Source organism: Sphingomonas sp. Leaf37, from assembly GCF_920939475.1.
Taxonomy (GTDB): Bacteria; Pseudomonadota; Alphaproteobacteria; order Sphingomonadales; family Sphingomonadaceae; genus Sphingomonas.
Map to the genome: position 1 here is coordinate 760,017 of NZ_CAKLAX010000001.1, position 22,617 is coordinate 782,633.

Annotated in this window: 28 protein-coding genes and 1 tRNA gene; 15 read left to right on the top strand and 14 right to left on the bottom strand. The window is 64.9% G+C overall.

Annotated elements, in window-relative coordinates:
• Positions 1-7: 7 nt before the first annotated feature.
• The 11 genes from LRA87_RS03425 to LRA87_RS03475 form a co-directional block, all read right to left on the bottom strand.
• Entirely contained in the window at positions 8-1,096 is a 1,089-nt protein-coding gene (locus LRA87_RS03425) for a hypothetical protein (RefSeq protein ID WP_230629330.1), read from the bottom strand.
• 93 nt (positions 1,097-1,189) lie between these two features.
• Positions 1,190-1,501 carry a hypothetical protein gene (locus LRA87_RS03430; protein WP_230629332.1) on the bottom strand — a complete coding sequence of 104 codons (312 nt, stop codon included), beginning with the start codon at positions 1,499-1,501 and terminating at the stop codon, positions 1,190-1,192.
• Entirely contained in the window at positions 1,498-1,680 is a 183-nt protein-coding gene (locus LRA87_RS03435) for a hypothetical protein (protein ID WP_230629334.1), read from the bottom strand. The genes LRA87_RS03430 and LRA87_RS03435 overlap by 4 nt, the downstream gene beginning before the upstream one ends.
• Position 1,681: 1 nt before the next feature.
• Complete coding sequence (locus tag LRA87_RS03440) at positions 1,682-2,176, bottom strand: S24/S26 family peptidase (RefSeq protein ID WP_230629336.1); 495 nt, start codon at positions 2,174-2,176, stop codon at positions 1,682-1,684.
• A gap of 4 nt (positions 2,177-2,180) precedes the next feature.
• The gene (locus LRA87_RS03445) at positions 2,181-2,456 is read right to left on the bottom strand and encodes a hypothetical protein (protein WP_230629338.1); all 276 of its coding nucleotides are present in this window, start codon (positions 2,454-2,456) and stop codon (positions 2,181-2,183) included.
• 1 nt (position 2,457) lies between these two features.
• On the bottom strand, positions 2,458-2,730 hold the full coding sequence (locus tag LRA87_RS03450; protein WP_230629340.1) for a hypothetical protein: 273 nt from the start codon (positions 2,728-2,730) through the stop codon (positions 2,458-2,460).
• Between the two features lie 2 nt (positions 2,731-2,732).
• Positions 2,733-3,416 carry a hypothetical protein gene (locus LRA87_RS03455; RefSeq protein ID WP_230629342.1) on the bottom strand — a complete coding sequence of 228 codons (684 nt, stop codon included), beginning with the start codon at positions 3,414-3,416 and terminating at the stop codon, positions 2,733-2,735.
• Positions 3,413-4,048, bottom strand: coding sequence for a hypothetical protein (locus LRA87_RS03460; RefSeq protein ID WP_230629344.1), 636 nt, complete (start codon positions 4,046-4,048; stop codon positions 3,413-3,415). Before LRA87_RS03460 ends, LRA87_RS03455 begins: the two co-directional genes overlap by 4 nt.
• A 3-nt stretch (positions 4,049-4,051) precedes the next feature.
• Positions 4,052-4,348 (bottom strand): hypothetical protein, encoded by a 297-nt coding sequence (locus LRA87_RS03465; RefSeq protein ID WP_230629346.1) that lies wholly within the window; start codon positions 4,346-4,348, stop codon positions 4,052-4,054.
• A 4-nt stretch (positions 4,349-4,352) separates the two neighbouring features.
• A complete protein-coding gene (locus tag LRA87_RS03470; RefSeq protein WP_230629348.1) occupies positions 4,353-4,748 on the bottom strand; it encodes a hypothetical protein in 396 nt (131 codons plus the stop codon).
• A 390-nt stretch (positions 4,749-5,138) separates the two neighbouring features.
• Positions 5,139-5,447 carry a hypothetical protein gene (locus LRA87_RS03475; protein WP_230629350.1) on the bottom strand — a complete coding sequence of 103 codons (309 nt, stop codon included), beginning with the start codon at positions 5,445-5,447 and terminating at the stop codon, positions 5,139-5,141.
• A 146-nt stretch (positions 5,448-5,593) separates the two neighbouring features.
• Between LRA87_RS03475 and LRA87_RS03480 the strand changes: the two genes are divergently transcribed.
• From LRA87_RS03480 to LRA87_RS03490, 3 genes are read left to right on the top strand one after another with little or no spacing between them, the layout of a single operon-like run.
• Complete coding sequence (locus tag LRA87_RS03480; RefSeq protein ID WP_230629352.1) at positions 5,594-5,863, top strand: hypothetical protein; 270 nt, start codon at positions 5,594-5,596, stop codon at positions 5,861-5,863.
• Between the two features lie 11 nt (positions 5,864-5,874).
• On the top strand, positions 5,875-7,014 hold the full coding sequence (locus LRA87_RS03485) for a hypothetical protein (protein WP_230629354.1): 1,140 nt from the start codon (positions 5,875-5,877) through the stop codon (positions 7,012-7,014).
• A complete protein-coding gene (locus LRA87_RS03490; protein WP_230629356.1) occupies positions 6,996-11,621 on the top strand; it encodes a hypothetical protein in 4,626 nt (1,541 codons plus the stop codon). Before LRA87_RS03485 ends, LRA87_RS03490 begins: the two co-directional genes overlap by 19 nt.
• Here the strand turns inward: LRA87_RS03490 and LRA87_RS03495 are convergent.
• Positions 11,605-12,072 carry a hypothetical protein gene (locus tag LRA87_RS03495; RefSeq protein ID WP_230629358.1) on the bottom strand — a complete coding sequence of 156 codons (468 nt, stop codon included), beginning with the start codon at positions 12,070-12,072 and terminating at the stop codon, positions 11,605-11,607. The two genes, LRA87_RS03490 and LRA87_RS03495, sit on opposite strands and share 17 nt — an antisense overlap.
• 33 nt (positions 12,073-12,105) lie before the next feature.
• Here LRA87_RS03495 and LRA87_RS03500 point away from each other — a divergent pair, with 33 nt between their 5' ends.
• The gene (locus tag LRA87_RS03500) at positions 12,106-12,378 is read left to right on the top strand and encodes a hypothetical protein (protein WP_230629360.1); all 273 of its coding nucleotides are present in this window, start codon (positions 12,106-12,108) and stop codon (positions 12,376-12,378) included.
• Complete coding sequence (locus LRA87_RS03505) at positions 12,379-12,570, top strand: DUF6961 family protein (protein ID WP_230629362.1); 192 nt, start codon at positions 12,379-12,381, stop codon at positions 12,568-12,570. It abuts the gene before it with no gap.
• A 70-nt stretch (positions 12,571-12,640) separates the two neighbouring features.
• Here the strand turns inward: LRA87_RS03505 and LRA87_RS03510 are convergent.
• Positions 12,641-12,716: transfer RNA gene (locus LRA87_RS03510), tRNA-Trp, on the bottom strand.
• A gap of 142 nt (positions 12,717-12,858) precedes the next feature.
• On the opposite strand from LRA87_RS03510, the gene LRA87_RS03515 reads away from it, so the two are divergent.
• Positions 12,859-13,872 (top strand): alpha/beta fold hydrolase, encoded by a 1,014-nt coding sequence (locus tag LRA87_RS03515; protein ID WP_230629364.1) that lies wholly within the window; start codon positions 12,859-12,861, stop codon positions 13,870-13,872.
• Here the strand turns inward: LRA87_RS03515 and LRA87_RS03520 are convergent.
• The gene (locus LRA87_RS03520; protein ID WP_230629365.1) at positions 13,869-14,513 is read right to left on the bottom strand and encodes a hypothetical protein; all 645 of its coding nucleotides are present in this window, start codon (positions 14,511-14,513) and stop codon (positions 13,869-13,871) included. The genes LRA87_RS03515 and LRA87_RS03520 overlap by 4 nt on opposite strands.
• Positions 14,514-14,753: 240 nt before the next feature.
• Between LRA87_RS03520 and rpsL the strand changes: the two genes are divergently transcribed.
• The 9 genes from rpsL to rplB all read left to right on the top strand — a co-directional run bounded on the left by rpsL (position 14,754) and on the right by rplB (position 22,616).
• Positions 14,754-15,125 carry a 30S ribosomal protein S12 gene (rpsL, locus tag LRA87_RS03525; protein ID WP_029936467.1) on the top strand — a complete coding sequence of 124 codons (372 nt, stop codon included), beginning with the start codon at positions 14,754-14,756 and terminating at the stop codon, positions 15,123-15,125.
• 60 nt (positions 15,126-15,185) lie between these two features.
• A complete protein-coding gene (rpsG, locus tag LRA87_RS03530) occupies positions 15,186-15,656 on the top strand; it encodes a 30S ribosomal protein S7 (RefSeq protein WP_230629367.1) in 471 nt (156 codons plus the stop codon).
• A gap of 97 nt (positions 15,657-15,753) precedes the next feature.
• Positions 15,754-17,850, top strand: coding sequence for an elongation factor G (gene fusA, locus LRA87_RS03535; protein ID WP_230629368.1), 2,097 nt, complete (start codon positions 15,754-15,756; stop codon positions 17,848-17,850).
• Positions 17,851-18,048: 198 nt separating this feature from the next.
• A complete protein-coding gene (tuf, locus tag LRA87_RS03540; RefSeq protein ID WP_230629369.1) occupies positions 18,049-19,242 on the top strand; it encodes an elongation factor Tu in 1,194 nt (397 codons plus the stop codon).
• 253 nt (positions 19,243-19,495) lie between these two features.
• The gene (rpsJ, locus tag LRA87_RS03545; protein ID WP_007406109.1) at positions 19,496-19,804 is read left to right on the top strand and encodes a 30S ribosomal protein S10; all 309 of its coding nucleotides are present in this window, start codon (positions 19,496-19,498) and stop codon (positions 19,802-19,804) included.
• 285 nt (positions 19,805-20,089) lie between these two features.
• Positions 20,090-20,839: a 50S ribosomal protein L3 gene (gene rplC / locus LRA87_RS03550; RefSeq protein WP_230629370.1), complete on the top strand. Its 750-nt coding sequence runs from the start codon at positions 20,090-20,092 to the stop codon at positions 20,837-20,839.
• 2 nt (positions 20,840-20,841) lie between these two features.
• The gene (gene rplD, locus LRA87_RS03555) at positions 20,842-21,468 is read left to right on the top strand and encodes a 50S ribosomal protein L4 (RefSeq protein ID WP_230629372.1); all 627 of its coding nucleotides are present in this window, start codon (positions 20,842-20,844) and stop codon (positions 21,466-21,468) included.
• Positions 21,461-21,775: a 50S ribosomal protein L23 gene (locus LRA87_RS03560; RefSeq protein WP_163959483.1), complete on the top strand. Its 315-nt coding sequence runs from the start codon at positions 21,461-21,463 to the stop codon at positions 21,773-21,775. The genes rplD and LRA87_RS03560 overlap by 8 nt, the downstream gene beginning before the upstream one ends.
• A gap of 1 nt (position 21,776) precedes the next feature.
• Entirely contained in the window at positions 21,777-22,616 is an 840-nt protein-coding gene (gene rplB, locus LRA87_RS03565) for a 50S ribosomal protein L2 (protein ID WP_163959482.1), read from the top strand.
• Position 22,617: the final 1 nt, after the last annotated feature.

Sequence of the window (22,617 nt, forward strand, 5' to 3'; positions counted from 1 at the left end):
GGGGCGCTCACCAGACACTCGCCCCCATTTCCTCCAGCCAATCCGACGACCTGTCGTCCTTCAGCATGTCGATCATGCGGAAGCCGTCGCCATCGCCAATCTCCTCGTCCAACGATCGGGTTCCAAACCGACTGGCGTAGCTCGCCACAACCTTGTTTCGGTATCGGGAGGCCTGACCAGCCACTTGCTCCACTGACAACCGCCCCTCCGCGATGGCCAGCCACATGTCCGACACGGCGTCGTCTAGAAGATCAGGTGCGATGCCGCGTCCGATCGAGCTAGCAATATGGGCATAGAGCGGGTTCGACATGGGTGAAATAGCAGGCCCAACCGGTTTGCTATAGCGCTTGGCCTGCCGCTTACGCTTGGATGCAGGGTCGCTCCGGGGCTTGACGATGGCGGGGAGGAAAAGCGCATTGCGCCATTCCCATATCTGCTGTCTCTTGACGCAAAGTTCGCGCGCTATCTGCCCGTCATCTAAGCCATCCGCGTATAGTACGAAGGCTCTAGCCCGGCGATGGGGGAGCATCTTCGAATATGCCTTTCCGCCTGGATGGCGGGGCGCCTTTCTTGATCCTTTCGGTTGCTCACGTCGTAATTCGGGACGTTCCCGAAGCATAAGGGTGCGCCACTTCGAAAGTGTTTTTAGCGAGGTGTTCATCTCTCGAGCTATAAGACGTCCGCCAACGCCTCGCTCAAGCAACGCTAATGCTCGTCGGCGTAAGTCGGGCGTGACCATTGCAAGAGATTTATTTGATTCTCGCCGTTGGTTGGCTGGGCAGTTTGTAGCCAAGCCTCGAACGCCACGCCATTTGCGAATTGCATCGGCAGACGTTCCGAGCCGCTTGGCCACCTCGGTGTCGTTTAAGCCTTCGTGGTATAGAGACAGCCTAGCGGCCGCCAGCGCTTCGCGAAAAACGGCACCGTGCGGTCGGTGGGATGGTAGTCCGTGGAAACGTCGCCAGTTGCCGATCACGGCTGCGGAAGAGTTTTGCTGCGAGGCTATTTCTGCATCGTTATAGCCGGCGGCATATAGCTCAGCACGCTGGACCATTCGATCGAGGATCAAGGGCGAGGCGTTAGGCTGTTCCAACATGGATGGCACTCCTGCCAATCCCCCGCGGACATGAGGGATCACGAACGCAGGGGCTGCTCAACGACAATGGTGTGAGGTGATAGATTCCGGCGGTCAGTTGCCCCGCATCACCTCCAGCAACGCCGTCCGCGTGCTGATCGACAAGCGCCAGCGTGTCGGTATCGAAACGGTGGCGAGGCGTGCCGGTGTCGTCACGATTGGCGATCCCACCACCAGCCCGTATTCCTCGTTCGGCTCGCGCTCGTCTACCGGCTCGGCGTCGCCATTCTCTTCCTCGTCCGCATCGCCGTCCAGCTCGTCCAGGCGGTTGATCATCTGATCCACTAACCGGGCGAGCATCGGGCGCGGCAGGCTGGGGATCGCGGCAAGCATCTGCTCGGCGGATATGGGGCGGGTCGCCATCATGCCGCCCCTTCCAGATAGGCGCGGACCTTTGCGGCGGACGCTGGTCGGAGGGTCCGACCCCGGCGCAGGTCGCGCATCAGGCCGGGATCGTTAAGGGCCGCGCGTCCGAACTGCGCATCGGACAGGCCGGTGCGGCGGCAGTGGCTAGAGGCTGCCGACAGCAGGTTGGTGAGCGCCATGTTAGCGGCCCTCCGAACTGATGAGCCGGAGCGGTTCGGCTGCTGCCGGCTGGAGGATGCCAACCACCCGGCCACGCAATTTGCGGTTCAGTACCCCCGCGTTCGGCCCCTCGGTGGCGTAGGGACCATCAACCCAGCCGACGAGGCGGCCGGCGCGCATGCGCTCCATCACACCGGCGGCGGTTCGTGCGCGGTTTGATCCGGCCACCTTCCAGCACACGGTATCGATGATCTCCCGATTGGGGCCGCAGCCCGCCTGCATGCGCTGGCTCCATGTCTCCACGATGTCCGACCCGCCGCTCTGCCAGTCGATCACGAATAGATCGCCATTCGCCGGCTCGCGGTCGGCCGTGTCAATGATGGCGATGTCACCGGGGCGGAGGTGCGGCGCGTTGGCCTCGTCTGTTACCGGGTAGGCGAGGCACCCGGCGGGCAGGCGATCGTAGACGATGAAGGACCGAAGCGTCGGCTGCTGTGCTTTGAGAACGGTGGCCATGGTGTCAGCCCTCCATCATTGGTTCGGAACAGGCGGCATTCGCCCGGAGAAGCCCCACCAGCGCGATTTGCGCGTCGGGGGCGGTGATCGGTGCGCGAAGCTGGTTGAGGCGCTGTGTGGCCTCGCGATCGAGCGCGGCGGAGCGCCCGATCCAGACGCGGTTCCCGATCAGCATCGCGATCCCGCCATGGTCGCACCACGTCGCGAACCAGTCGGCAGCGTTGAACGGCTCCCGTTCGCAACAGCGAGGGGGCGATTCGCAACAAGGCTGGCTTGCCATGTCAGCGGCCCTCCTTCGCGGAGAGGGCCAAGGTCAGCAGCGCCGCGACGTTCGCCGCCTCCTGCGAGGCTTCGCAGTCCGGGCAGCGCTCGGCGGCTTGCATGACCTTCGTCAATGCCGGCCCCCGATATTTGCGCGGCATCTGTTCGTAGAGCGCCATAACCAGCAGCAGGGCGGGCGAGCGGGTAAAGTTGAGCGGCGGCGTTGGTTTCGCGTCAGGCTGTAGCGAAACCTTAGCCGGCCGATGATCGGCAAGGTTGTGGATCGTCGCCATGCTCACGCCTCCCCGCCGGAGAGGCGGCGCACATCCGCAAGAACAGGGGCAACCGTTCGCCCAGCCCAACCGGAGGTTACGCCGTCGCTGTTGAGGGCGAACAGATACTGTAGCTTCCACTCGACCGCTGCGAGGTCGGGCGCGGGCAGCTTTATCAGATCGTCTTGTGCATCCGTCCAAGCGTCAAGCAGTCGGTCGTTACGCTCGCCTAGTTCATGGACGTGGTAGCGGTCGGCATGTGCTTTGACGGCGCGGCGATGTGTGCGCAGGCTTTCGATGCTTGCGCGGGCCTGCGCTTTCTCCTTCTCGTTGGGGAACCACGACAGCCCGATATTGGCGAACATTCCCCGTTCGTGTTCGTCGGGGTCGATCGAGCGCAGAACGACGGGCAGCGGGATCATGTGAAAGGCAGTCAGATCAACATCGCGGCCTATCGGCTGGGTGGCGTGCCAAGCCTCGTACACCCGATCATAAGCGGCATAGTCGCAATCAAACGCCAGCTTGGCGTCGGCGCAGCGCTTGTACGCTGCATCCCATGCGCGGCGATCGGGTGAAAGGGTTGCGCCCTTGGCTTCACCGGCGAGGGCAACGCCCCCGGCAACGGCAGCAGCACCGGCCCCGTAGGCAAGAGCGCCGGTGCCGAGACGCAGGAGGGAGCGGCGGGTTGTGTTCGTGTCCATGCTCATGCCTCCAATCCGGCAATACGGCGGGCATCGGCGTGCAGTTCTTCCAGCCAGTCCATGCCGTCGCCCATGTCCTTCTCGATCATGAAGGCGAGTTTGGCGGCGAGATCGTAGGCGGTGGTGACGGGGTGCAGCGCGACGGCGTACTGCGCGGTGCAGCATTCGCTCCCCAGCTCATCGCTGCGCTCGACAGCCGCGGTGCATCCGATGGCCCGCCTGATGCGCTTGGCGGCGCGCTCGCGACGCAAATGCGCTGCGGTAACGGCGCGGGCATGGACCAGTCCGGCACCGACCATGTCTTTGCCCTCGCGTGCCATGTCCACGATTGAGCGGGCGATTGCGACCGACGTGGGCTTGTCGGTCGACCAGATGACCTGTCCGCCGGTAACGCCCGAGCCGGCATGGACGGTCGTGTGTGGCAGCGCCTCGATAGCCGCGTGTGCCTTAGCCTTGGCGGGCAGGTACACGTCGCGCTCATGAGCCTCCAACGCGAGAGAGGCCTGTGCTGCCTTGTCCAGCAGCGCAGCAAAGTCCGGCGACAGACTGCCAGCGACAGCCGGGGTGGCACCGCACGACGCGATGACGATGGCGGGGAGTGCCGCAGCACCCCCGATGATGTGACGACGGTTGAGCATGGTTCAGCCCTCCCGATCGCGCAGGAGCATGGCGGTCCAGTGCGCCTCACCGTTCGTCGGCCCGCAGCGCTGGTCGATGCCGTAGACAGGCAGCGGGAAGCGGGGCAGCCAGTCCGGCACCTCGCCCTCATCGTCCGGGTTCCCGCCGGCCGGGTCGTCGTCTTCCAGATCGCAGTCACCACCGGCTGCGTCGAGAACGGCGATCAGGGTTTCGATCTGCGCGGCGATGGCGCGGCGATCTTCGCGGGTGAGAAGGGGCGCGAGCGCTGCCCCTCCGTTGATAGGATTGTGGAAGGCCATCGGATCAGCCCTCCATTTTCGCGGCAAGGGCTGCTTCTGCGGCTGCGTCGATGGCGTCGGTGACGCTGGCGGACTGGCAGTGCATCGCGAAGACGGCATAAGCCGGGTCGCCCTCGGCATGGTACAGGTCAAGCGCCCTCTGGCCGTGTTCGTCGCGGATCGCGGTCAGTGCATCGACGCGGTAGCCGATGTAGCGGAAGCCCTCGCCATAGCCGTAGGCGTGATAGGCGCGGTTCCATTCGCCGAGCGGCATGGATGAGGCGCAGGACGCCAGCAGCAGCTTGGCGCGGCGGTCGTCGGTCCAGCTACGCAGGTTGTCGTTGGTGGGGGTCGGCAGCACGAACAGCGGGGCCGGGGTGGCAGCATCAGGCACGATGATGCTAAGGGCGCGAGTAGCCATGAGCGATCTCCATAGGATCGGTTGAGGTCAGACCGGGCGGGAGGGTCCTAAGCCTCTCGTTCGGTCGCTTACCGCTAGAAGCGGTGATAGAGGTTCTATCAGTTAAGGTGGGTTGTCACAACCCCCTTTGTGAGATAATCTCTATCACATGACATCGGAACAATGCCGTATGGCGCGGGCTGCGCTCAAGTGGTCAGCCACTGATCTCGCGCGGGAGGCAGCGATTGGTTACGCCACAGTCGCGCGGTTCGAGTCCGGGCAAACAGTGCAAGCCGATAGCATCGCCAGTATGCGGGGTGCGCTAGAGCGCGGCGGCGTGGAGTTTATCTCAGCGGGCGCAACGGTGAAGGACGGCAAGGGGCCTGCTGGCGTGGGCGTTCGCCTGCGCGGCTAAAGCTCGCACCCCATCTTGATGCGCTGCCGCCCCTCCGCGGCTTCCTCTGGCGTACCCAGGCGGATGCGCTGGCCGCCGCGAGGACCGCGCCCGCCCTTGTAGTCCGCCAGCGTGATGAGGCCGGCGGCTTCCGCCTCCTTCACGCAGCGCCGGACTGATCCCTTGTCGGCAAGGCGCAATGCGTCTGCGATCATGCTGTAGCTCGGCACGCTGCCAGTCTGCGCGAACATGGCGCGGCAATATTCCACCACCTCGATGTAACGCCGCTGACGAGGGGGCGGCACCCTGTATTGTGTCTTCAGCATGCCAGAATGATAGGCGTCATCGGTGGCGGTAAATAGTAGGCATAGGTGATGAATTGCCTACTATTCCGCTGCCCTCTCATGCCTGACACCTGACGCGATACTTTCTGCCGGGATCGGCGCGAACGCTCAGCAGCATCGGCCACCAAATGTCAGCAGCATTCGACACCCTCGCGCGGCTTATTGCAGCGCAGGAAGCGCGCACGAAGCATGAGCGCGCCTGCCAATCGATCATCGAACAGCATTTCATTCAGCAGATCGCGCAACATGCCGGGTGCGAATACTCGGCGGCTGAAGTCGCTTTTGATCAGCTCGGCCCGAACGTCTCGGGGCTGGTCAACTCCCCGACCGGGCAAGTCATTCTCGGACTGTCTATGCTGACGCCGGGATCGTCGCATCTCTCTGTCACTCTGAATTAAAGGAGCCGGCCATGGGTACGGTTATCGACTGGGGCATGCTTCGCAACGCGCCTGACTTCGGCGCAGCATTTCAGGCGGGGCAGGACAGGGGCAAGGCACAATCGGCGCTCGGAACTTTGGCGCGCGATCCCTCGAACGTGGATGCGCTCGCCAACCTGACGTCGGTCGCACCGGAACAGGCATATCGGTTTCAGGAGGCCCATCGGACGCAGGCCACCTATGATCGCGGCGAGCGTTTTCGTGGGGCGCTGAGCAACTACCTTGCGCCGGGCGGCCCTCCGCAGCCGAACGCGCTGGCCGATGTCGGTCAGCCTTTCACTGGCGGCGTGCTGAACCGCAACCCGGCCACACCGACGATGACGCCGTTCAACACTCCTTCGGGTCCGCGTGCGCCCGACAGCCACCTTGCTACCGACGTGCCGGGTTCGCTCGGCGCATTCGCTGAGGGCCAAGGCTTGCCTGACGACATCGTAGTGCAGGGCCGTCGTCCAGCCTCAATCCCGCGCGTGCCGGCAGCGCCGGGCGGCGCTGGCTGGGATGAGGTGGTGCGCGCCGACCCCGGCGAGGCGATGAAGGCGCAGCACACCATGTACGGCGCGCGTGAAGACCACCTGAAGGACTGGCAGCACGTATCACAGGCGGGCATGCGCCTGCTCGGCAGCGTGCGGGATCAGGATAGCTGGGAGCGCGGCGTGACCACCGCCCGCCATCTCTACGACACCTATGGCGTGCCGTTCCCCGAGAACCTGCCGGAGGAATACTCCCCAGAGGTCGTGCGGGATCTCCAGATGGGCCAGCTTGATCTTGAGGACCAGATTGCGGCGGCTCTGCGCGAACGCAAGTTCGAGTGGCAGCGCGATGATGATGAGATCGACAACGCCCGCGCCGATCGCAACACCAACAGCGTCATCTCTGATCGGGACGCACGTCGCGGTCTGACCGCACGGGGCCAGAACCTGACCGACTCGCGCGGGCGCTACGGGATCAGCGTCGCCTCTGCCGACCGTCGGCGCGGGCAGGACATCCAGCGGGACCGACCGACGCGGGCAGGCGGGGCGGCTTCGGCCGGCGCGAAACTGACGCGCATCGCCGTTGGCGCTGACGGCAAGAAGATCGGTTGGAACGGCAAGTCATGGGTGCCGGCACAATGAGCGACATCCCGCCCCCGCCGCCCGGCTTCACGCTGATTGATGAGCCAGCGCCGCGTCCTCGTCGGGCGAAGGCTCGCACCGACACTGTGCCGCCTCCGCCTCCCGGTTTCGAGGTGTTGGACGACGACCACCCGGAGGCGCGCGACCTGATCGGCAAGCCGACTGGCGAGGTTCACGACGGCGACACCTTCCGCATGAACACCGGTACGAACGCCCGCCTGTACGGTGCTGATGCGTTCGAGCTGAACCAGACCGGCACGGACCGCCGCGGCGCGCTGGTGCCGCTGGGGACGCAGGCGCGGGGCGTTCTGGAGCCGTTCGCGCAGCCTGACGCGCTGGTGACGGCAACGGGGGCCTCGACCTATGGCCGCCCGGTCGTGTCGCTCAACAACGGCGGCGACGCTGGCGATGCCCTGCTGCGGTCAGGTTACGGCATCGCCACGCCTGAGTACCTGCGGGCTGATCCTAATCGGCTCGGTCAGTATATGGAGGCCGAACGGTTCGCCCGGCTCAATGGCAAGGGTGCCTGGTCAACTGCGTTCCAGCAGCCGGCGAGCTTCCGGCACAAAACGCCGGACCCTTGGGCCAAGCCTCAGTCGGCACAGGCTGGTGATGCCGTTGCCGTGTTCAATGATGAGGCCATGCCGTTCCAAGGGCTGCGGCCGGACGTCGCCACGGGCTACGCCGACATCTTTCAGGACATGGCTTCCAAGCCTGAAGACCTGATCGCCTACGCGAAGGCCAACGGGTTCCAGATCGATGAGGGCGACACCCGCAAGCGGTACGCACAGCGCGCCAAGTCCGGCGGCGCGGGGGGTGTGGTCAGCTACAAGGATGCGCCCCGCGTCCTGACCGACAGCAAGGATGGCGCGCTCGGCTCATTCGGTCGTGGTGTGGCCGATCCTATCAACATGCTCGATGAGCTGGGCGCGGTGGTCGATACCGTCGTGCCGAACGATCGAGAAAACGTGTGGTCTTCCGATCGCCGGTTCGGTGACATCCTCGCCAACAACCTCGATCAGAACCGCAGCATCCTTGCCTTCGATGATGCCACGCATCCCTATGCCCGATTCAGCGGACAGCTTGCCGGTGGCCTCATCACTCCCGGCGCGTCGATCGAGGGGCTGGGCTATCGCACGGCGGCTGAAGTCATGCGCAACGGCGGCACCAGATTCGCTGCTGAGCAGGCGGCGCGATCGGCTGTGGTGCGTCGTCTCGGTATCGCTGGAGCCGCGGAGGGGACGCTGGCCGGCATCGGGCAGGGCGAGGATGCGCGCGGACGCTTTCAGGGCGCGTTGATCGGCGGACCTGCTGGCCTCGCGCTCGGTACGGCTGCGGGCGCTGCTGCCCCGGTATTGGGTCGCTTGATCGGGCGCCCGTTCAACCGACTGGCTGGGCGCGAGGGCGAGGAAGCGGCACAGGACCTGACTGACGGTGCGATTGATAGCGCCAAGAGCCGAGCATCCAACGACATCTCTACGGCAGAACTGCAAGCTCCTTCCGCATTGCCGACGAGTGCTCCCGCCGCCTCCGGTCCGCAGGCTATGGCGAACGAGACAGCCACCCCGATGCTCTACGGGCCTGACGACGTGCCGCCGCCCCCGGCCGGGTTTACGCTGCTGGAGGGCGACGAGGCAGCCCGTGTAATCGACGGCCTTAATCAAACCCCGCGCCCGCTGCTGGATGACGTCACCGCCGCTGAGCGTGCAGCGCAGGCCGATGGGGTTCGCCCCACCGATGTCCTCCCGTTGCCGGCGAACACGGTCAATGGGGTAGACGAGGCCGCACGCATTGAGGCTGGGCGCTATGCCCCCGTCCGTGCGCCGAACGAGGATGCGGCGCTGTCCAGTCGCACACTGCCTTCCGGCACGACGGGTGCGCCTGTCCGCAAGCGCGGGCCTGCCGATCTGGTGACGTGGCTCCGGTCGGAGGGCGGCATCCGGACGCAGGGCGGCGAGCTTCAGCACTACGGCATCGACAACACGCCGCGGCAGGGCATGGACTTCGCGGGCGGGGAGGGGCGGTTCGGTGCGCTCGTCCGCAACGATGGCATGGGGTACGACGAAGCGGCGCAGCGCGCATGGGAAGCCGGCTTTTTCCCCGATCATGCCGAACGTCCGACGATCAACGAATTTCTCGACACGCTCCAGGCCACCCACAGCGGCGGCAACCGGGCTTTCCGTCCCGACGATCTGGCGGAGGTGGACGCCTTCGAAGCGGCCCGTCGTCAGCGGTTCGACGTGGAGCGGGCGCGGGACGAGGGTGCGCCGCTGAGCGAGGATCGCAGCGAGGCGGTTGGGCTTGATGACATCGACGCCAACGCCGCGCCAGTGCAGGCCTATGAGGAATGGGGCGAGAACGCGCCGAACCTCGCGGGCAACATCCGCCTCGATAAGCTCGACAGCCCGCAGGACATCAAGCGGGCGCTGGTGGACGCCGATCGCCGGGTTGGTGGCTTCGATGCCGCGACTCGGGGCCGGATCACGCACGCGGAAACCGAACGCCTCGCAGCCGATCTGGGGATGAAGGCCGATGATCTGCTGAAGCGCCGCAAGGGGCAAGCCTTCAATGCGGAGGAGGCGCTGGCCGCTCGCCAGTTGCTCGCGCGTTCCGGCACCGATCTGGTCAACATGGCGAAGCACATCCAGCGCATGGACACGCCGGGCGAGGAAGCGGAGGCCGCATTCAAACAGGCATGGCTCCGACACGTCGCTATTCAGGAGCAGGTGTCCGGCATGACCGCTGAGGCCGGCCGCGCTCTGTCCGCCTTCCGCATGGCGGCGAATGCCAGCGCCGTAGACCGGGTGCTGCCGTCGCTCGGTGACATTGCCGGCGGTGCGTCGCGCCTGAAGGACGTGGCCGATCGGATCGTTGATCTGGAGGCGCAGGGCGTCGGGCCGGGCGGGGTCAACAAGTTCGCGGTGCAGGCCCTCAAGCCGCGGTTCCAGGACAAGCTGATCGAGCTTTATTACAACAGCCTCCTGTCGGGTCCGCAGACGCACGTCACCAACATGCTCGGCAACACGCTGACGGCTATCGGCCAGATCCCCGAACATGCGGCGGCGGCTGTAATCGGCGGCGCGCGTCGTGCCATCGGGCAGGGCGATGCTGATCGCGTCCTGTTCTCGGAGCTTGGCGCGCGGACGGTCGGCATGATGCAGGGCGCACGCGAAGGGCTGGCGGCGGCGGCAAAGACGCTGCGCACCGGCGAGGCTGCCGACGCGGTGACGAAGGTGGAGCAGCAGACGCAGCGCGCCATATCGGGCGTGAAAGGCTCGATCATCCGCACGCCCTCCCGGTTCCTCGCCGCAGAAGACGAGTTGTTCAAGGGCATCGCCCGCCGGATGGAACTGGCTGGCATCTCGGTGCGGCAGGCGGCGAAGGAACGGCTGAGCGGCGATGCTGCGAAAGCTCGGGCGGCGGAGCTGCTGGCGAACCCGACCGACGATATGCTGGCGCGGTCGTTCGACTATGGCCGTTACTTAACGTTCCAGAATGCGCTTGGTCCTGTCGGGCGGCACGTCACCGCGATCACGGAGGCGATGCCTGGCCTGAAGCTGATCCTGCCTTTCGTCCGCACGCCAACCAATATCCTCAAGTTCGCCATTGAGCGGTCGCCGGCCGCACCACTGATGAAAACGTGGTGGAATGATATGCGCGCTGGGGGCGCTAAGGCTGATCTTGCCATCGCTCGCGTGATGGTCGGTACCGGCGTAGCCGCGACCGTGTTCCAGATGGCGCAGGATGGGAAGATCACCGGCGGCGGGCCTGCCGATAAGGAGGCCAAGCGCCTGCTGATGACGACGGGCTGGCAGCCGTACAGCTTCAAGATCGGGGATCGCTACATCAGCTATCAGCGGATGGACCCGTATTCGACGACGATCGGCACCGCGGCCGACGTCGTGGACCTCCAGCGCCACATGACGGACAAGCAGCGCGACAACGCCGCTATGCTGGTCGGCACCGCGATCCTGCACAATCTCGGCAGCAAGACGTGGCTGTCGGGGCTGAGCGACGCACTGGAGGCGGTGAACGATCCCGACCGGAGCCTTGGCAACTTTACCGCGCGCATGGCCGGGTCGCTGGCTGTGCCGGCTGTTGTTGCTCAGGCTGCGCGCTATGCCGACCCGGTGCTGCGTGAGGCCCGCGCCCCGCTCGATCGCATCCGCTCTCGCGTGCCGGGCCTGTCCACCAGCCTCTACCCCCGCCGCGACGCCTTCGGTCGTCCGATCACGACGGAGGGCGGGCTGGGGCCTGATGTCATCTCGCCCATCTGGTCCAGCACGGCGCGCCCGGATCGCACTGTTGACGCGCTGCTAGATGCCGGCGCCCACGTCACCGCCCCGAACCGCAAGGTAGGTGGGCGCGAACTGACGCCAGCGGAATACGATCGGTGGCAACAGATCGTCGGCGGGACTGTGAAGCCGCAGCTTGATGCGCTGGTCGGGGTCGGCGGGTGGAATGCCCTGCCGGTCGAGGATCGGAAGGAGATGATTGACGACGTGGTGAGCAAGGCGCGGAAGGAAGCGCGGAAGGTGTTCCTCGGCGGGGGTTCGGCGCGTGATGCGATCCCGCCGCCTCCGCCGGGCTTTACCGTCGTGCAGTAGAAGGGGTGGGCCGCAGGTTCTTGAGATAGACCCGCGGCCCCATGCACGCGAATAGGATCAGGACGCCTACCGACGTGTTTGCCAATATGGCCCCGGCCGCCATGCCAATGATGGCGAGGGCGAGCATGAGGGTGGCGGCCTCCCAACAGGCATAGAAGCTCACCGGCAAGCCCATTCGCTCTATGGCCGGTGGCAGCAATGCCGATACGGCGGATGTCGCAAAGAAGACGAAGAGGGCGAGAATGCCGGCGCTGGCTAACTGCTGCTCGGTAAACAGGGAGGGCAAAGCGAACCATGACACCGCGAGCGCTGCGGCTGCGATCATGCCGCCGCCTGTCGCGATCAGCACCGCTGTCCGTTTGTCGCCTCGATCTGTGCCGGTAGACTCCATCTGCATGGTGGGTTCATATCGGAACAGGCGGTCGGTCGCCAGACCACCCGCCAGGGGCATGACAAGCGCACTATTCGCGATCTACGATGCCACATGACCGAACTCCGCCAGCACGCCGCGCAAAGTACCGCTGAGCCTCCGGAAGACTGGCCGGCGGGCGTTTATCCAATATCAATGGGCGGGATGTCGCACCTCGGCGTCGGCAATGACGGTGCGATCTATTGGGACGGCAAGCCTATCGAGGTGCGGCGGACCCTTACAACCTGGCAGCGCGTAGGTGCCGTGACAGTGACAGCAAGCGCGGTGATCGCCGCGGTGTCAGCGGCAGTTAGCGCATATGCCGACTTGGCCGCGCTTCCCTCCTGAATGGCGACCGATCGCGAGCTTTGGGCGCTGACGCTGATGGTCGAGCGCGATCACGGGCAGGGCGCGCCCCGGTACATCGCGGAGAAGATCGGAGCCGCAGCCATCGCAGGTGATTGGACCGGAGTCGCGATGTGGAAGGGGGTTGCTGCCCGATTCGATCAGCTCAAAAGCCAACCTTCATCTGGTGCTTAGCTGGTGCTTATCTAGCCTGAAAGCGGGCTAGTCGCGCGGCAGTCAATCACAGCTAAGTTACTGTAAAGACTGGCAGGAGTGCACGGACTCGAACCGTGGGCCCTCGGTTTTGGAGACCGATGCTCTACCAACTGAGCTACACTCCTGCAGCGCCGCGGCCTCTACCCCCACCGAAATGAAAGGGCAAGATGGTCGTGCGGGATCATGACGAATCGTGTCCGGGTGGATGACGGCCCGCCGCGATACCGGTATGCGGCCTTCGATATCGGGCAATGGAGAACAGGCGTAGTGAAGCATTTGATCGTCGGCGCGGCACTGGCGCTCGCATGCCTGCCGATGACCGGGGCGGCCGATCCCGTTGACGTGCCTGATTTCGGGCCGAACCTTGAACGCTTCACCTATCCGTGGCCGGTGCAGACGATGACGTTCGACATCATCGGCCAACCGGCATCCATGAGCTTCATGGATATCGCGCCGGCGCGACCGAACGGGCGCTCCGTCGTTTTATTGCACGGCAAGAACTTCTGCGGCGCGACGTGGGAGAGCAGCGCGCGCGCCTTGTCCGGCGCCGGGTATCGCGTGCTGGTGCCCGACCAGATCGGATTCTGCAAATCCGCCAAGCTGCGTAGCACGCAGTACAGTTTCGAGATGCTGGCGTCCTATACCCGCCGGCTCATGGAATCGCGCGGGATCACGCGGGCCATGGTGGTCGGACATTCGATGGGCGGTATGCTCGCGATGCGGTTCGCCATCATGTATCCCGATAGCGTGGAAAAATTAGTTCTCGTCAACCCGCTCGGCCTTAAGGACCGGTCTGAAGAGGGGCTGCCCTATGCCGATGTTGATACGCTGTGGGCGGGTGAGAAGAAGACGAACTACGCCAGTATCAAGGCTTATCAGTTGCAGAACTATTTTCACGGGACGTGGAGGCCGGCGTACGATCGTTGGGTTTGGATGCTTGCCGGCATGTATCAGGGAGCTGGGCGCGATGCGGTGGCGCTGGCGCAGGCCAAGACCAGCGAGATGATCAAGACGCAGCCGGTCGCACATGAATTGTACCGGATCAAAGCCCCGACGACACTGCTGGTCGGCATGCTCGACAAGACCGCGTTCGGGCGGGCGCAGATGCCGGCCAATCTGCGGCAGTTCCTGCGGCCGATCCCGGCGCTGGCCGTGGACGCGGTCAAGGCGATGCCGAATGCGACGCTGGTTCAGCTGGACGGGCTGGGTCATTCGCCACAGGTCGAGGACCCCGCCCGGTTCGAGAAGGTGCTGCTGGCGACGCTGGCTGCGCGACGCTAGGCGGCGAGCCGTACCGTTCGGCGGAGGATGAGATTGTCGTTCGCCGCTCGCAACCGGGATGGCGATGGCAGCGGCATGGCGGCAAGTATCAGGACGAAGCCGAGCACGCCGGATGGCAGCGGCAGCACGGCCGCGAGGAGGATCGCGCCCAGCCGTGCCTCCGCGAACAGGGCGCCCGGGGGTGACACGGACGCGCGTGCACCGAGCCATGCGGCAAGGCCGACGCCAAGCGCCACGACCAGTGCGAACGTGGCGGGCAGGAGCGATCCCAGCAGCGCCAGATTGGGCAGGGCGGCGTCGGGTGTCGGCCAGGGCAGCATCAGGCTGACCGTCGCGCCGGCGAGCGCCGCCACGGGCAGGTGACGCCGGGCGCGGGCGCGACAGATCGCCGATCCCAGCCAGAGCGGCGCGAGCAAGCATCCGGCCGGTGCGAGCCCCGCCGCCAGCGCGGCCGCGACGATCATGTCGCGATCCCGGCGCTCGTGCCCGGCGAACAGCGCGGCGGCACTTGCCAGCAGCGCCAGCGTGTCGTTCCATGTGCCGCCCGGCAACACGCCGGCGAGCAATGCCGCACCGACGAGCGCCACGACGAGCAGGGCAGGGGTGATGGCAGGCTGGCGTACGGGCGAAACGGTCGGCATGGTGCCACCCTGCACGTGCCCGCGTTGCGAGCAGGTTAAAGGCCGGCCCGTTGACCATCGGTGCGACTCTGCGTATAGGCCCGCCCCGTCCATCGGAGTCATCCGGTGGGCAAGCTTGAACATTGCTGGATGCAAAGTTGTGGGGCCGGGGTGGCGTATAGCGCCGCCTACGTCCCTTTTTGTATTCCGAAGTGCTGTGATGGCTCCAGCAAAGTAACCCACTTACGAGGTGAAGGCTTCATGCCAACGATCAACCAGCTGGTCCGCAAGGGCCGCGAACCGCAGAAGGCCAAGTCCAAGGTCCCTGCGATGGAGCAGAACCCGCAGAAGCGCGGCGTTTGCACCCGCGTTTACACGACGACCCCGAAGAAGCCGAACTCGGCGCTGCGCAAGGTGGCCAAGGTTCGCCTGACCAACCAGCGCGAAGTCATCAGCTACATTCCGGGCGAAGGCCACAACCTTCAGGAGCACTCGGTGGTCCTGATCCGCGGCGGCCGCGTTCGCGATCTTCCCGGCGTTCGCTATCACGTCCTGCGTGGCGTGCTCGATACGCAGGGCGTCAAGGATCGTCGCCAGTCCCGCTCCAAGTACGGCGCCAAGCGTCCGAAGTAAGCCGGTTGGCCTCCTTCATGGAGGCTCGACCAACAGGCTGAAGTTAGAAAGGTTTTTGAAATGGCACGTCGTCGTCGCCCAGAAAAGCGCATTATCCTCCCCGATCCGAAGTTCGGTGATGAGGTCCTCTCGAAGTTCATGAATTCGGTCATGCTCGACGGCAAGAAGTCCGTCGCGGAACTGATCGTCTACGGTGCTCTGGAAACCGTCGAGCAGCGCGCCAAGCGCGAGCCGATCGGTGTGTTCCACGACGCCCTGAACAACATCAAGCCCGGCATCGAAGTGCGCTCGCGCCGCGTCGGTGGTGCGACCTACCAGGTCCCCGTCGAGGTTCGTCCCGAGCGCGCCCAGGCGCTGGCGATCCGCTGGCTGATCACCGCCGCTCGCGCCCGCAGCGAGAACACGATGGCCGCACGGCTGTCGGGCGAGCTGATGGATGCCGCCAACAACCGCGGCAACGCGGTGAAGAAGCGCGAAGACACGCACCGGATGGCGGAAGCCAACCGCGCGTTCTCGCACTACCGCTGGTAACCGGTCGCCGGTGACTTTTCACCGGCATCCTAGACACCTATATATTGGGGAGTGGGCCAGAAGGGCCTGCTCCCCATATCGCTAAGGAAGCACGATCATGGCCCGCAGCCATCCGCTCGACCGTTACCGCAACATCGGCATCATGGCGCACATCGATGCCGGCAAGACGACGACGACCGAGCGCATTCTCTATTACACCGGCAAGTCCTACAAGATCGGCGAAGTGCACGAAGGCACCGCGACGATGGACTGGATGGAGCAGGAGCAGGAGCGCGGGATCACGATCACGTCGGCTGCCACGACCTGTTTCTGGTCTGCCGAAGAGGGCAAGGGCCCCGAGCACCGCATCAATATCATCGACACGCCCGGCCACGTCGACTTCACGATCGAAGTCGAGCGTTCGCTGCGCGTCCTCGACGGTGCGGTCGCCTGCTTCGACGGCGTCGCCGGCGTCGAGCCGCAGTCGGAAACCGTGTGGCGTCAGGCCGACAAGTACGGCGTGCCGCGCATGTGCTTCGTCAACAAGCTCGACCGCACCGGCGCCGACTTCTATTTCTGCGTCGATTCGATCATCGAGCGCCTCGGCGCGCGTCCGGCGGTCCTGTACCTGCCGATCGGTATCGAGGGTGGCTTCAAGGGCCTCGTCGACCTGGTCAACAACCGTGCGATCATCTGGCTCGAAGAGTCGCTGGGCGCGAAGTTCGAATATCAGGACATTCCTGCGGACATGGCCGAAAAGGCCGCCAAGTATCGCAGCGAGCTGATCGAGATGGCGGTCGAGCAGGACGATGCGCTGATGGAAGCGTATCTCGAGGGCAACGAGCCGTCGGTCGCCGACCTCAAGAAGCTGATCCGCAAGGGTACGCTCGAAATGGCGTTCGTGCCGATCGTCTGCGGCTCGGCATTCAAGAACAAGGGCGTCCAGCCGCTGCTCGACGCGGTGGTCGATTACCTGCCTTCGCCGCTCGACGTTCCCGCGATCCAGGGTCTGAAGCTCGACGGCGTGACGCCGGACGAGCGTCCGTCGTCGGACGACGTTCCCTTCTCGGCGCTGGCGTTCAAGATCATGAACGATCCGTTCGTCGGTACGCTGACCTTCGCCCGCATCTATTCGGGCAAGCTGGAGACCGCGTCGCAGGTCACCAACTCGGTCAAGGACAAGAAGGAAAAGGTCGGTCGCATGCTGTTGATGCATGCGAACAGCCGTGAGGATATCCAGGAGGCTTTCGCAGGCGACATCGTCGCTCTCGCGGGCCTGAAGGACACCACGACCGGTGATACGCTCTGCGCGCAGAACGCGCCGATCATCCTCGAGCGGATGGAATTCCCCGAGCCCGTGATCGAGCTCTCGGTGGAGCCGAAGACCAAGGCCGACCAGGAGAAGATGGGCGTCGCGCTCAATCGTCTCGCGCGCGAGGACCCGTCGTTCCGCGTGTCGTCGGACGCCGAATCCGGCCAGACCATCATCAAGGGGATGGGCGAGCTCCACCTCGAGATTCTGGTCGACCGCATGAAGCGCGAGTTCAAGGTCGAGGCGAACGTCGGTGCGCCGCAGGTGGCGTATCGCGAATACCTCAAGAAGCCCGTCGACATCGACTACACCCACAAGAAGCAGTCGGGCGGCACCGGCCAGTTCGGCCGCGTCAAGGTGAAGCTGACGCCGGGCGAGCGCGGTTCGGGCTTCGTCTTCAAGGACGAGATCAAGGGCGGTAACATTCCGAAGGAATATATCCCCGCGATCGAGAAGGGCTTCCGCGAGACCGCGGAAACCGGTTCGCTGGTCGGCTTCCCGATCATCGACTTCGAAGTCCTGGTCTATGACGGCGCGTACCACGACGTCGATTCGTCGGCGCTGGCGTTCGAAATCTGTGCCCGTGGCGCGATGCGCGAAGCGGCCCAGAAGTCGGGCATCACGCTGCTCGAGCCGGTCATGAAGGTCGAGGTCGTCACCCCGGAGGATTATCTGGGCGACGTCATCGGCGACATGAACAGCCGTCGTGGCCAGATCCAGGGCACCGACAGCCGCGGCAACGCGCAGACGGTCGAGGCGATGGTGCCGCTGGCCAACATGTTCGGCTACGTCAACGCGCTGCGTTCGTTCACGCAGGGCCGCGCGCAGTACAGCATGCAGTTCTCGCACTATGACGAAGTGCCGCAGAACGTGGCCGACGAAGTGAAGGCTAAGCTCGCCTGAGGCGCGCGGGGCTAGGGCAACCTGGCCCCGAGACGCCGAAGGCCGGACGGCGGGGCGACGAAGTCGAACCCGTCCGACGGCGGATTTACTCCGTCGTCGGCCCCGCCGCACAGGGGCTGGCGTTACATACGAACTACCGTTAAAGGGCCGCGTTCGCGTGGCCCCGGCGGCACCGAATTCGAATCAGAAGGTAGGAAAATGGCTAAGGCAAAATTCGAGCGGAACAAGCCGCACCTCAACATCGGCACCATCGGCCACGTCGATCACGGCAAGACGTCGCTGACCGCCGCGATCACCAAGGTGCTGGCAGAGACGACCGGCGGCACCGCGGTCGACTTCGCGAACATCGACAAGGCTCCCGAAGAGCGCGAGCGCGGCATCACCATCTCGACCGCACACGTCGAGTATGAGACGACGAACCGCCACTATGCGCACGTCGATTGCCCCGGCCACGCCGATTATGTGAAGAACATGATCACCGGCGCGGCGCAGATGGATGGCGCGATCCTGGTCGTGTCGGCCACCGACGGCCCGATGCCGCAGACCCGCGAGCACATCCTGCTCGCCCGTCAGGTCGGCGTGCCGGCGATGGTCGTGTTCATGAACAAGGTCGATCTGGTCGACGACGAGGAAATCCTCGAGCTGGTCGAGCTGGAAATCCGCGAGCTGCTCAGCTCGTACGAATTCCCGGGCGACGATATCCCGATCATCAAGGGTTCGGCGACCTGCGCACTGTCGGGTTCGAACGACACGTTCGGCAAGGACGCGGTCATCGAGCTGATGAAGCAGGTCGACGAATACATCCCGCAGCCCGAGCGTCCGCTCGACAAGCCGTTCATGATGCCGATCGAGGACGTGTTCTCGATCTCGGGTCGTGGCACGGTCGTCACCGGCCGCGTCGAGACCGGCATCGTCAAGGTCGGTGAGGAAGTCGAGATCGTCGGCATCCACCCGACCGTCCGCAAGACCACGGTCACGGGCGTCGAGATGTTCCGCAAGCTGCTCGACCAGGGCCAGGCTGGCGACAACGTCGGCGCGCTGATCCGCGGCGTCGCTCGCGACGAAGTCGAGCGTGGCCAGGTGCTCTGCAAGCCGGGCTCGATCAAGCCGCACACCGACTTCCAGTCGGAAGTGTACGTGCTGTCGAAGGAAGAGGGTGGCCGTCACACGCCGTTCTTCGCCAACTATCGTCCGCAGTTCTACTTCCGCACGACGGACGTGACCGGCACCGTCGAGCTGCCCGAGGGCACCGAGATGGTCATGCCCGGCGACAACATCTCGCTCGGCATCAAGCTGATCGCGCCGATCGCCATGGACGTCGGCCAGCGCTTCACCATCCGTGAGGGCGGTCGTACCGTCGGCGCGGGCGTCGTGAGCGAAATCGCCAAGTAAGGAAACGGATCGGCGCTTCGGCGCCGGCCCGAACCACAGCGGCCCGGCTCTCCTAAAAAAGGAGAGTCGGGCCGTTGCCATTTAATGAGGGCTCCTTTAAGGGCGCGCTTCCAGTTTTACTGAGTTACGGCTCTTTCTCGTCGCCCCCGCGCCTGTGGGGGTCTCATCCCGCCGGTCCAGCACCAGCGGCACGAGTCTTTCGCTTCGGCGGAGGAGACGGCCGGGGTCGTGCTCCATCGCATCGGTAGGGATCATGGACAGCAACATCCGCATTCGCCTCAAGGCGTTCGATCATCGCGTGCTCGACCAGGCGACCGGCGACATCGCCGACACCGCGCGTCGTACCGGCGCGCTCATCCGCGGTCCGATTCCGCTGCCCACGCGCATCGAGAAGTTCACCGTCAACCGCGGTCCGCACATCGACAAGAAGTCGCGCGAGCAGTTCGAGGTTCGCACCTACAAGCGCATGCTCGACATCGTGCAGCCGACCCCGCAGACGGTCGATGCGCTGATGAAGCTCGACCTCGCCGCAGGCGTTGACGTCGAGATCAAGCTGGCGTAATGGCCCGCAACCCCGCGGTCGACGTGAGTCCCGCGGGTTTGCCGTTTCCGCTCCGGCGGGATGGCCGGTTCGGGTGCTCCGCCTTGCGAAGTGCCTGACAGACACGAGATACCGCCGGCCTTTCGGGGCCGGGCCAGCGTCTCCCGTCATGTTCCCGGTAACGGGAGCGACCAGCCCGGGACGGGGCCGACGTAGTACAATTCGGGATGGATGGTCGCTTTCGAGTGGCCGCAAGCACGTGCGGGAATGGTCCCGGACGTGCCTCTGTAAAAGGAGTGCAGGATCATGCGTACTGGCGTGATCGCGAAGAAAATGGGTATGACCCGCCTGTTCCAGGACGACGGCCGCCACGTGCCGGTTACCGTTCTGCAACTCGAAGGCCTCCAGGTCATTGCCCGTCGCGAACAAGATCGTGATGGCTACACCGCCGTCCAGCTCGGTGCTGGCGTCGCCAAGGCCAAGAATGTCGCCAAGCCGCAGCGTGGCCACTTCGGCAAGGCCGAAGTCGAGCCCAAGGCGATGGTGGCGGAATTCCGCGTGACCGAGGACAACCTCCTCGATGTCGGCGCTGAGATTTCGGCAGAGCATTTCGTCGCAGGCCAGCTGGTCGATATCCAGGGTCGTACCCAGGGTAAGGGCTTCGCCGGCGGCATGAAGCGCTGGAACTTTGGCGGTCTGCGCGCGACGCACGGCGTCTCGGTTTCGCACCGTTCGCTCGGTTCGACCGGTCAGCGCCAGGATCCGGGTCGCGTCTTCAAGAACAAGAAGATGGCCGGCCACATGGGCGACAAATACCGCACGCAGCAGAACCTCGAGGTCGTCGGCACCGACGCCGAGCGTGGTCTGATCTTCGTGAAGGGTTCGGTCCCCGGTTCGAAGGGTGGCTGGCTGTTCGTGAAGGACGCGGTCAAGGTCAAGGCGCATGCCGAGGCTCCCTATCCCGCCAGCCTGAAGCAGGCTGCCAACAGCAACACCGCAGCCGACACGCCCGTTGAGACGAGCGCGCCGGAAGCTACCGACGGCCAGGAGGGCTGAACGTGAAGGTCAAGGTTCAATCCTTCGCCGGTACCGACGCGGCGGACGTCGAGCTCAACGACGAGGTCTTCGGCCTCGATCCGCGCGCCGACATCCTGCACCGCGTGGTCACCTGGCAGCTCGAGAAGCGTCGCGAGACGGCTCGTGGCACGCGCGAGCGTGCAGACGTCGCCCGCACCGGCAAGAAGTTCGGTCGCCAGAAGGGCGGCGGTACGGCACGTCACGGCGATCGCCGCGCCCCCGTCTTCATCGGCGGTGGTAAGGCTCACGGCGCCCGCGTCCGCGACTTCAACCCCGGCCTGAACAAGAAGGTTCGTGCGCTCGGTCTCAAGATGGCTCTGTCGAGCCATGCCAAGGCCGGCTCGCTGATCATCATGGACAGCATCGTGGTCGAGGGTAACAAGACCAAGACGCTGGTCGGCGATCTCGCCAAGGTCGGCTTCGGCAAGACCGCGCTGGTCATCGACGGCGACGCCGTCGAGACGAGCTTCGCGCTGGCCGCCGGCAACCTGCACGGCATCAACGTGATGCCGTCCGCCGGTGCCAACGTCTATGACATCCTGAAGGCTGACACGCTGGTGCTGACCCGCGCGGCGGTCGAGAAGCTGGAGGCTCGCTTCAATGGCTAAGCAGCAGAAGGCCGTCGACAACCGTCATTATGACGTGATCGTCGCGCCGCACATCACCGAGAAGGCGACCTTGCTCTCCGAGCATAACGCCGTCGTGTTCAAGGTCGCGAACGACGCGACCAAGCCGCAGATCAAGGCTGCCATCGAAGCGATCTTCGATGTCAACGTGACCGGCGTGAACACGATCGTCCAGAAGGGCAAGACCAAGAAGTGGAAGGGCGCTCCCTATCAGCGCTCCGACATGAAGAAGGCCATTGTCACCCTGAAGGACGGCCAGTCGATCGACGTAACCGAGGGGGCCAAGTAAGATGGCACTCAAGCATTATAATCCGACGACCCCCGCGCAGCGCGGTCTCGTCCTCGTCGACAAGTCGTCGCTCTGGAAGGGCAAGCCCGTCAAGGCGCTGACCGAGGGCAAGCGCAAGTCGGGTGGCCGCAACAACAAGGGCCATGTGACCAGCCGCGGCATCGCGGGCGGCCACAAGCAGAAGTACCGCTACGTCGACTTCAAGCGTCGCAAGTGGGACGTCGAAGGCACCGTCGAGCGGCTCGAGTACGATCCGAACCGTACCGCGTTCATCGCGCTGGTGAAGTATGCCGACGAGGAGCTGGCCTACATCATCGCGCCGCAGCGGCTGGCGCCGGGCGACAAGGTCCTCGCGGCCAAGAAGACCGACACGAAGCCGGGCAATGCCATGGAAATCGGTCAGGTCCCCGTCGGCACCATCGTCCACAACGTGGAGATGAAGCCGGGCAAGGGTGGTCAGATCGCGCGTTCGGCCGGCACCTACGTGCAGGTCGTCGGTCGTGACCGCGGCATGGTCATCGTCCGCCTCAATTCGGGCGAGCAGCGCTACATCCGTGGCGAGTGCATGGCGACGGTCGGTGCGGTGTCGAACCCGGACAACCAGAACCAGAACCTCGGCAAGGCCGGGCGTTCGCGCTGGATGGGCAAGCGTCCGCTGACCCGCGGCGTCGCCAAGAACCCGGTCGACCATCCGCACGGCGGTGGTGAAGGCCGGACCTCGGGCGGCCGTCATCCGGTCACCCCGTGGGGCAAGCCGACGAAGGGTGCGCGCACCCGTCACAATAAGTCGACCGACAAGATGATTATCCGGTCGCGTCATTCGACTAAGAGGAAGGGCTAAC

Excerpts from the sequence above, each read along its gene's own strand:
- LRA87_RS03450 (WP_230629340.1), bottom strand. The coding sequence starts at position 2,730 with ATGGCGACGATCCACAACCTTGCCGATCATCGGCCGGCTAAGGTTTCG.
- fusA (WP_230629368.1), top strand. The coding sequence starts at position 15,754 with ATGGCCCGCAGCCATCCGCTCGACCGTTACCGCAACATCGGCATCATG.
- LRA87_RS03455 (WP_230629342.1), bottom strand. The coding sequence starts at position 3,416 with ATGAGCATGGACACGAACACAACCCGCCGCTCCCTCCTGCGTCTCGGC.
- LRA87_RS03475 (WP_230629350.1), bottom strand. The coding sequence starts at position 5,447 with ATGCTGAAGACACAATACAGGGTGCCGCCCCCTCGTCAGCGGCGTTAC.
- rpsJ (WP_007406109.1), top strand. The coding sequence starts at position 19,496 with ATGGACAGCAACATCCGCATTCGCCTCAAGGCGTTCGATCATCGCGTG.
- LRA87_RS03445 (WP_230629338.1), bottom strand. The coding sequence starts at position 2,456 with ATGGCAAGCCAGCCTTGTTGCGAATCGCCCCCTCGCTGTTGCGAACGG.
- LRA87_RS03505 (WP_230629362.1), top strand. The coding sequence starts at position 12,379 with ATGGCGACCGATCGCGAGCTTTGGGCGCTGACGCTGATGGTCGAGCGC.
- LRA87_RS03465 (WP_230629346.1), bottom strand. The coding sequence starts at position 4,348 with ATGGCCTTCCACAATCCTATCAACGGAGGGGCAGCGCTCGCGCCCCTT.
- LRA87_RS03430 (WP_230629332.1), bottom strand. The coding sequence starts at position 1,501 with ATGATGGCGACCCGCCCCATATCCGCCGAGCAGATGCTTGCCGCGATC.
- rpsG (WP_230629367.1), top strand. The coding sequence starts at position 15,186 with ATGGCACGTCGTCGTCGCCCAGAAAAGCGCATTATCCTCCCCGATCCG.
- LRA87_RS03490 (WP_230629356.1), top strand. The coding sequence starts at position 6,996 with ATGGGTGCCGGCACAATGAGCGACATCCCGCCCCCGCCGCCCGGCTTC.
- LRA87_RS03485 (WP_230629354.1), top strand. The coding sequence starts at position 5,875 with ATGGGTACGGTTATCGACTGGGGCATGCTTCGCAACGCGCCTGACTTC.
- LRA87_RS03520 (WP_230629365.1), bottom strand. The coding sequence starts at position 14,513 with ATGCCGACCGTTTCGCCCGTACGCCAGCCTGCCATCACCCCTGCCCTG.
- rplC (WP_230629370.1), top strand. The coding sequence starts at position 20,090 with ATGCGTACTGGCGTGATCGCGAAGAAAATGGGTATGACCCGCCTGTTC.
- rpsL (WP_029936467.1), top strand. The coding sequence starts at position 14,754 with ATGCCAACGATCAACCAGCTGGTCCGCAAGGGCCGCGAACCGCAGAAG.
- LRA87_RS03480 (WP_230629352.1), top strand. The coding sequence starts at position 5,594 with ATGTCAGCAGCATTCGACACCCTCGCGCGGCTTATTGCAGCGCAGGAA.
- tuf (WP_230629369.1), top strand. The coding sequence starts at position 18,049 with ATGGCTAAGGCAAAATTCGAGCGGAACAAGCCGCACCTCAACATCGGC.
- LRA87_RS03470 (WP_230629348.1), bottom strand. The coding sequence starts at position 4,748 with ATGGCTACTCGCGCCCTTAGCATCATCGTGCCTGATGCTGCCACCCCG.
- LRA87_RS03425 (WP_230629330.1), bottom strand. The coding sequence starts at position 1,096 with ATGTTGGAACAGCCTAACGCCTCGCCCTTGATCCTCGATCGAATGGTC.
- LRA87_RS03500 (WP_230629360.1), top strand. The coding sequence starts at position 12,106 with ATGACCGAACTCCGCCAGCACGCCGCGCAAAGTACCGCTGAGCCTCCG.
- LRA87_RS03560 (WP_163959483.1), top strand. The coding sequence starts at position 21,461 with ATGGCTAAGCAGCAGAAGGCCGTCGACAACCGTCATTATGACGTGATC.
- rplB (WP_163959482.1), top strand. The coding sequence starts at position 21,777 with ATGGCACTCAAGCATTATAATCCGACGACCCCCGCGCAGCGCGGTCTC.
- LRA87_RS03435 (WP_230629334.1), bottom strand. The coding sequence starts at position 1,680 with ATGGCGCTCACCAACCTGCTGTCGGCAGCCTCTAGCCACTGCCGCCGC.
- LRA87_RS03440 (WP_230629336.1), bottom strand. The coding sequence starts at position 2,176 with ATGGCCACCGTTCTCAAAGCACAGCAGCCGACGCTTCGGTCCTTCATC.
- LRA87_RS03495 (WP_230629358.1), bottom strand. The coding sequence starts at position 12,072 with ATGCCCCTGGCGGGTGGTCTGGCGACCGACCGCCTGTTCCGATATGAA.
- LRA87_RS03460 (WP_230629344.1), bottom strand. The coding sequence starts at position 4,048 with ATGCTCAACCGTCGTCACATCATCGGGGGTGCTGCGGCACTCCCCGCC.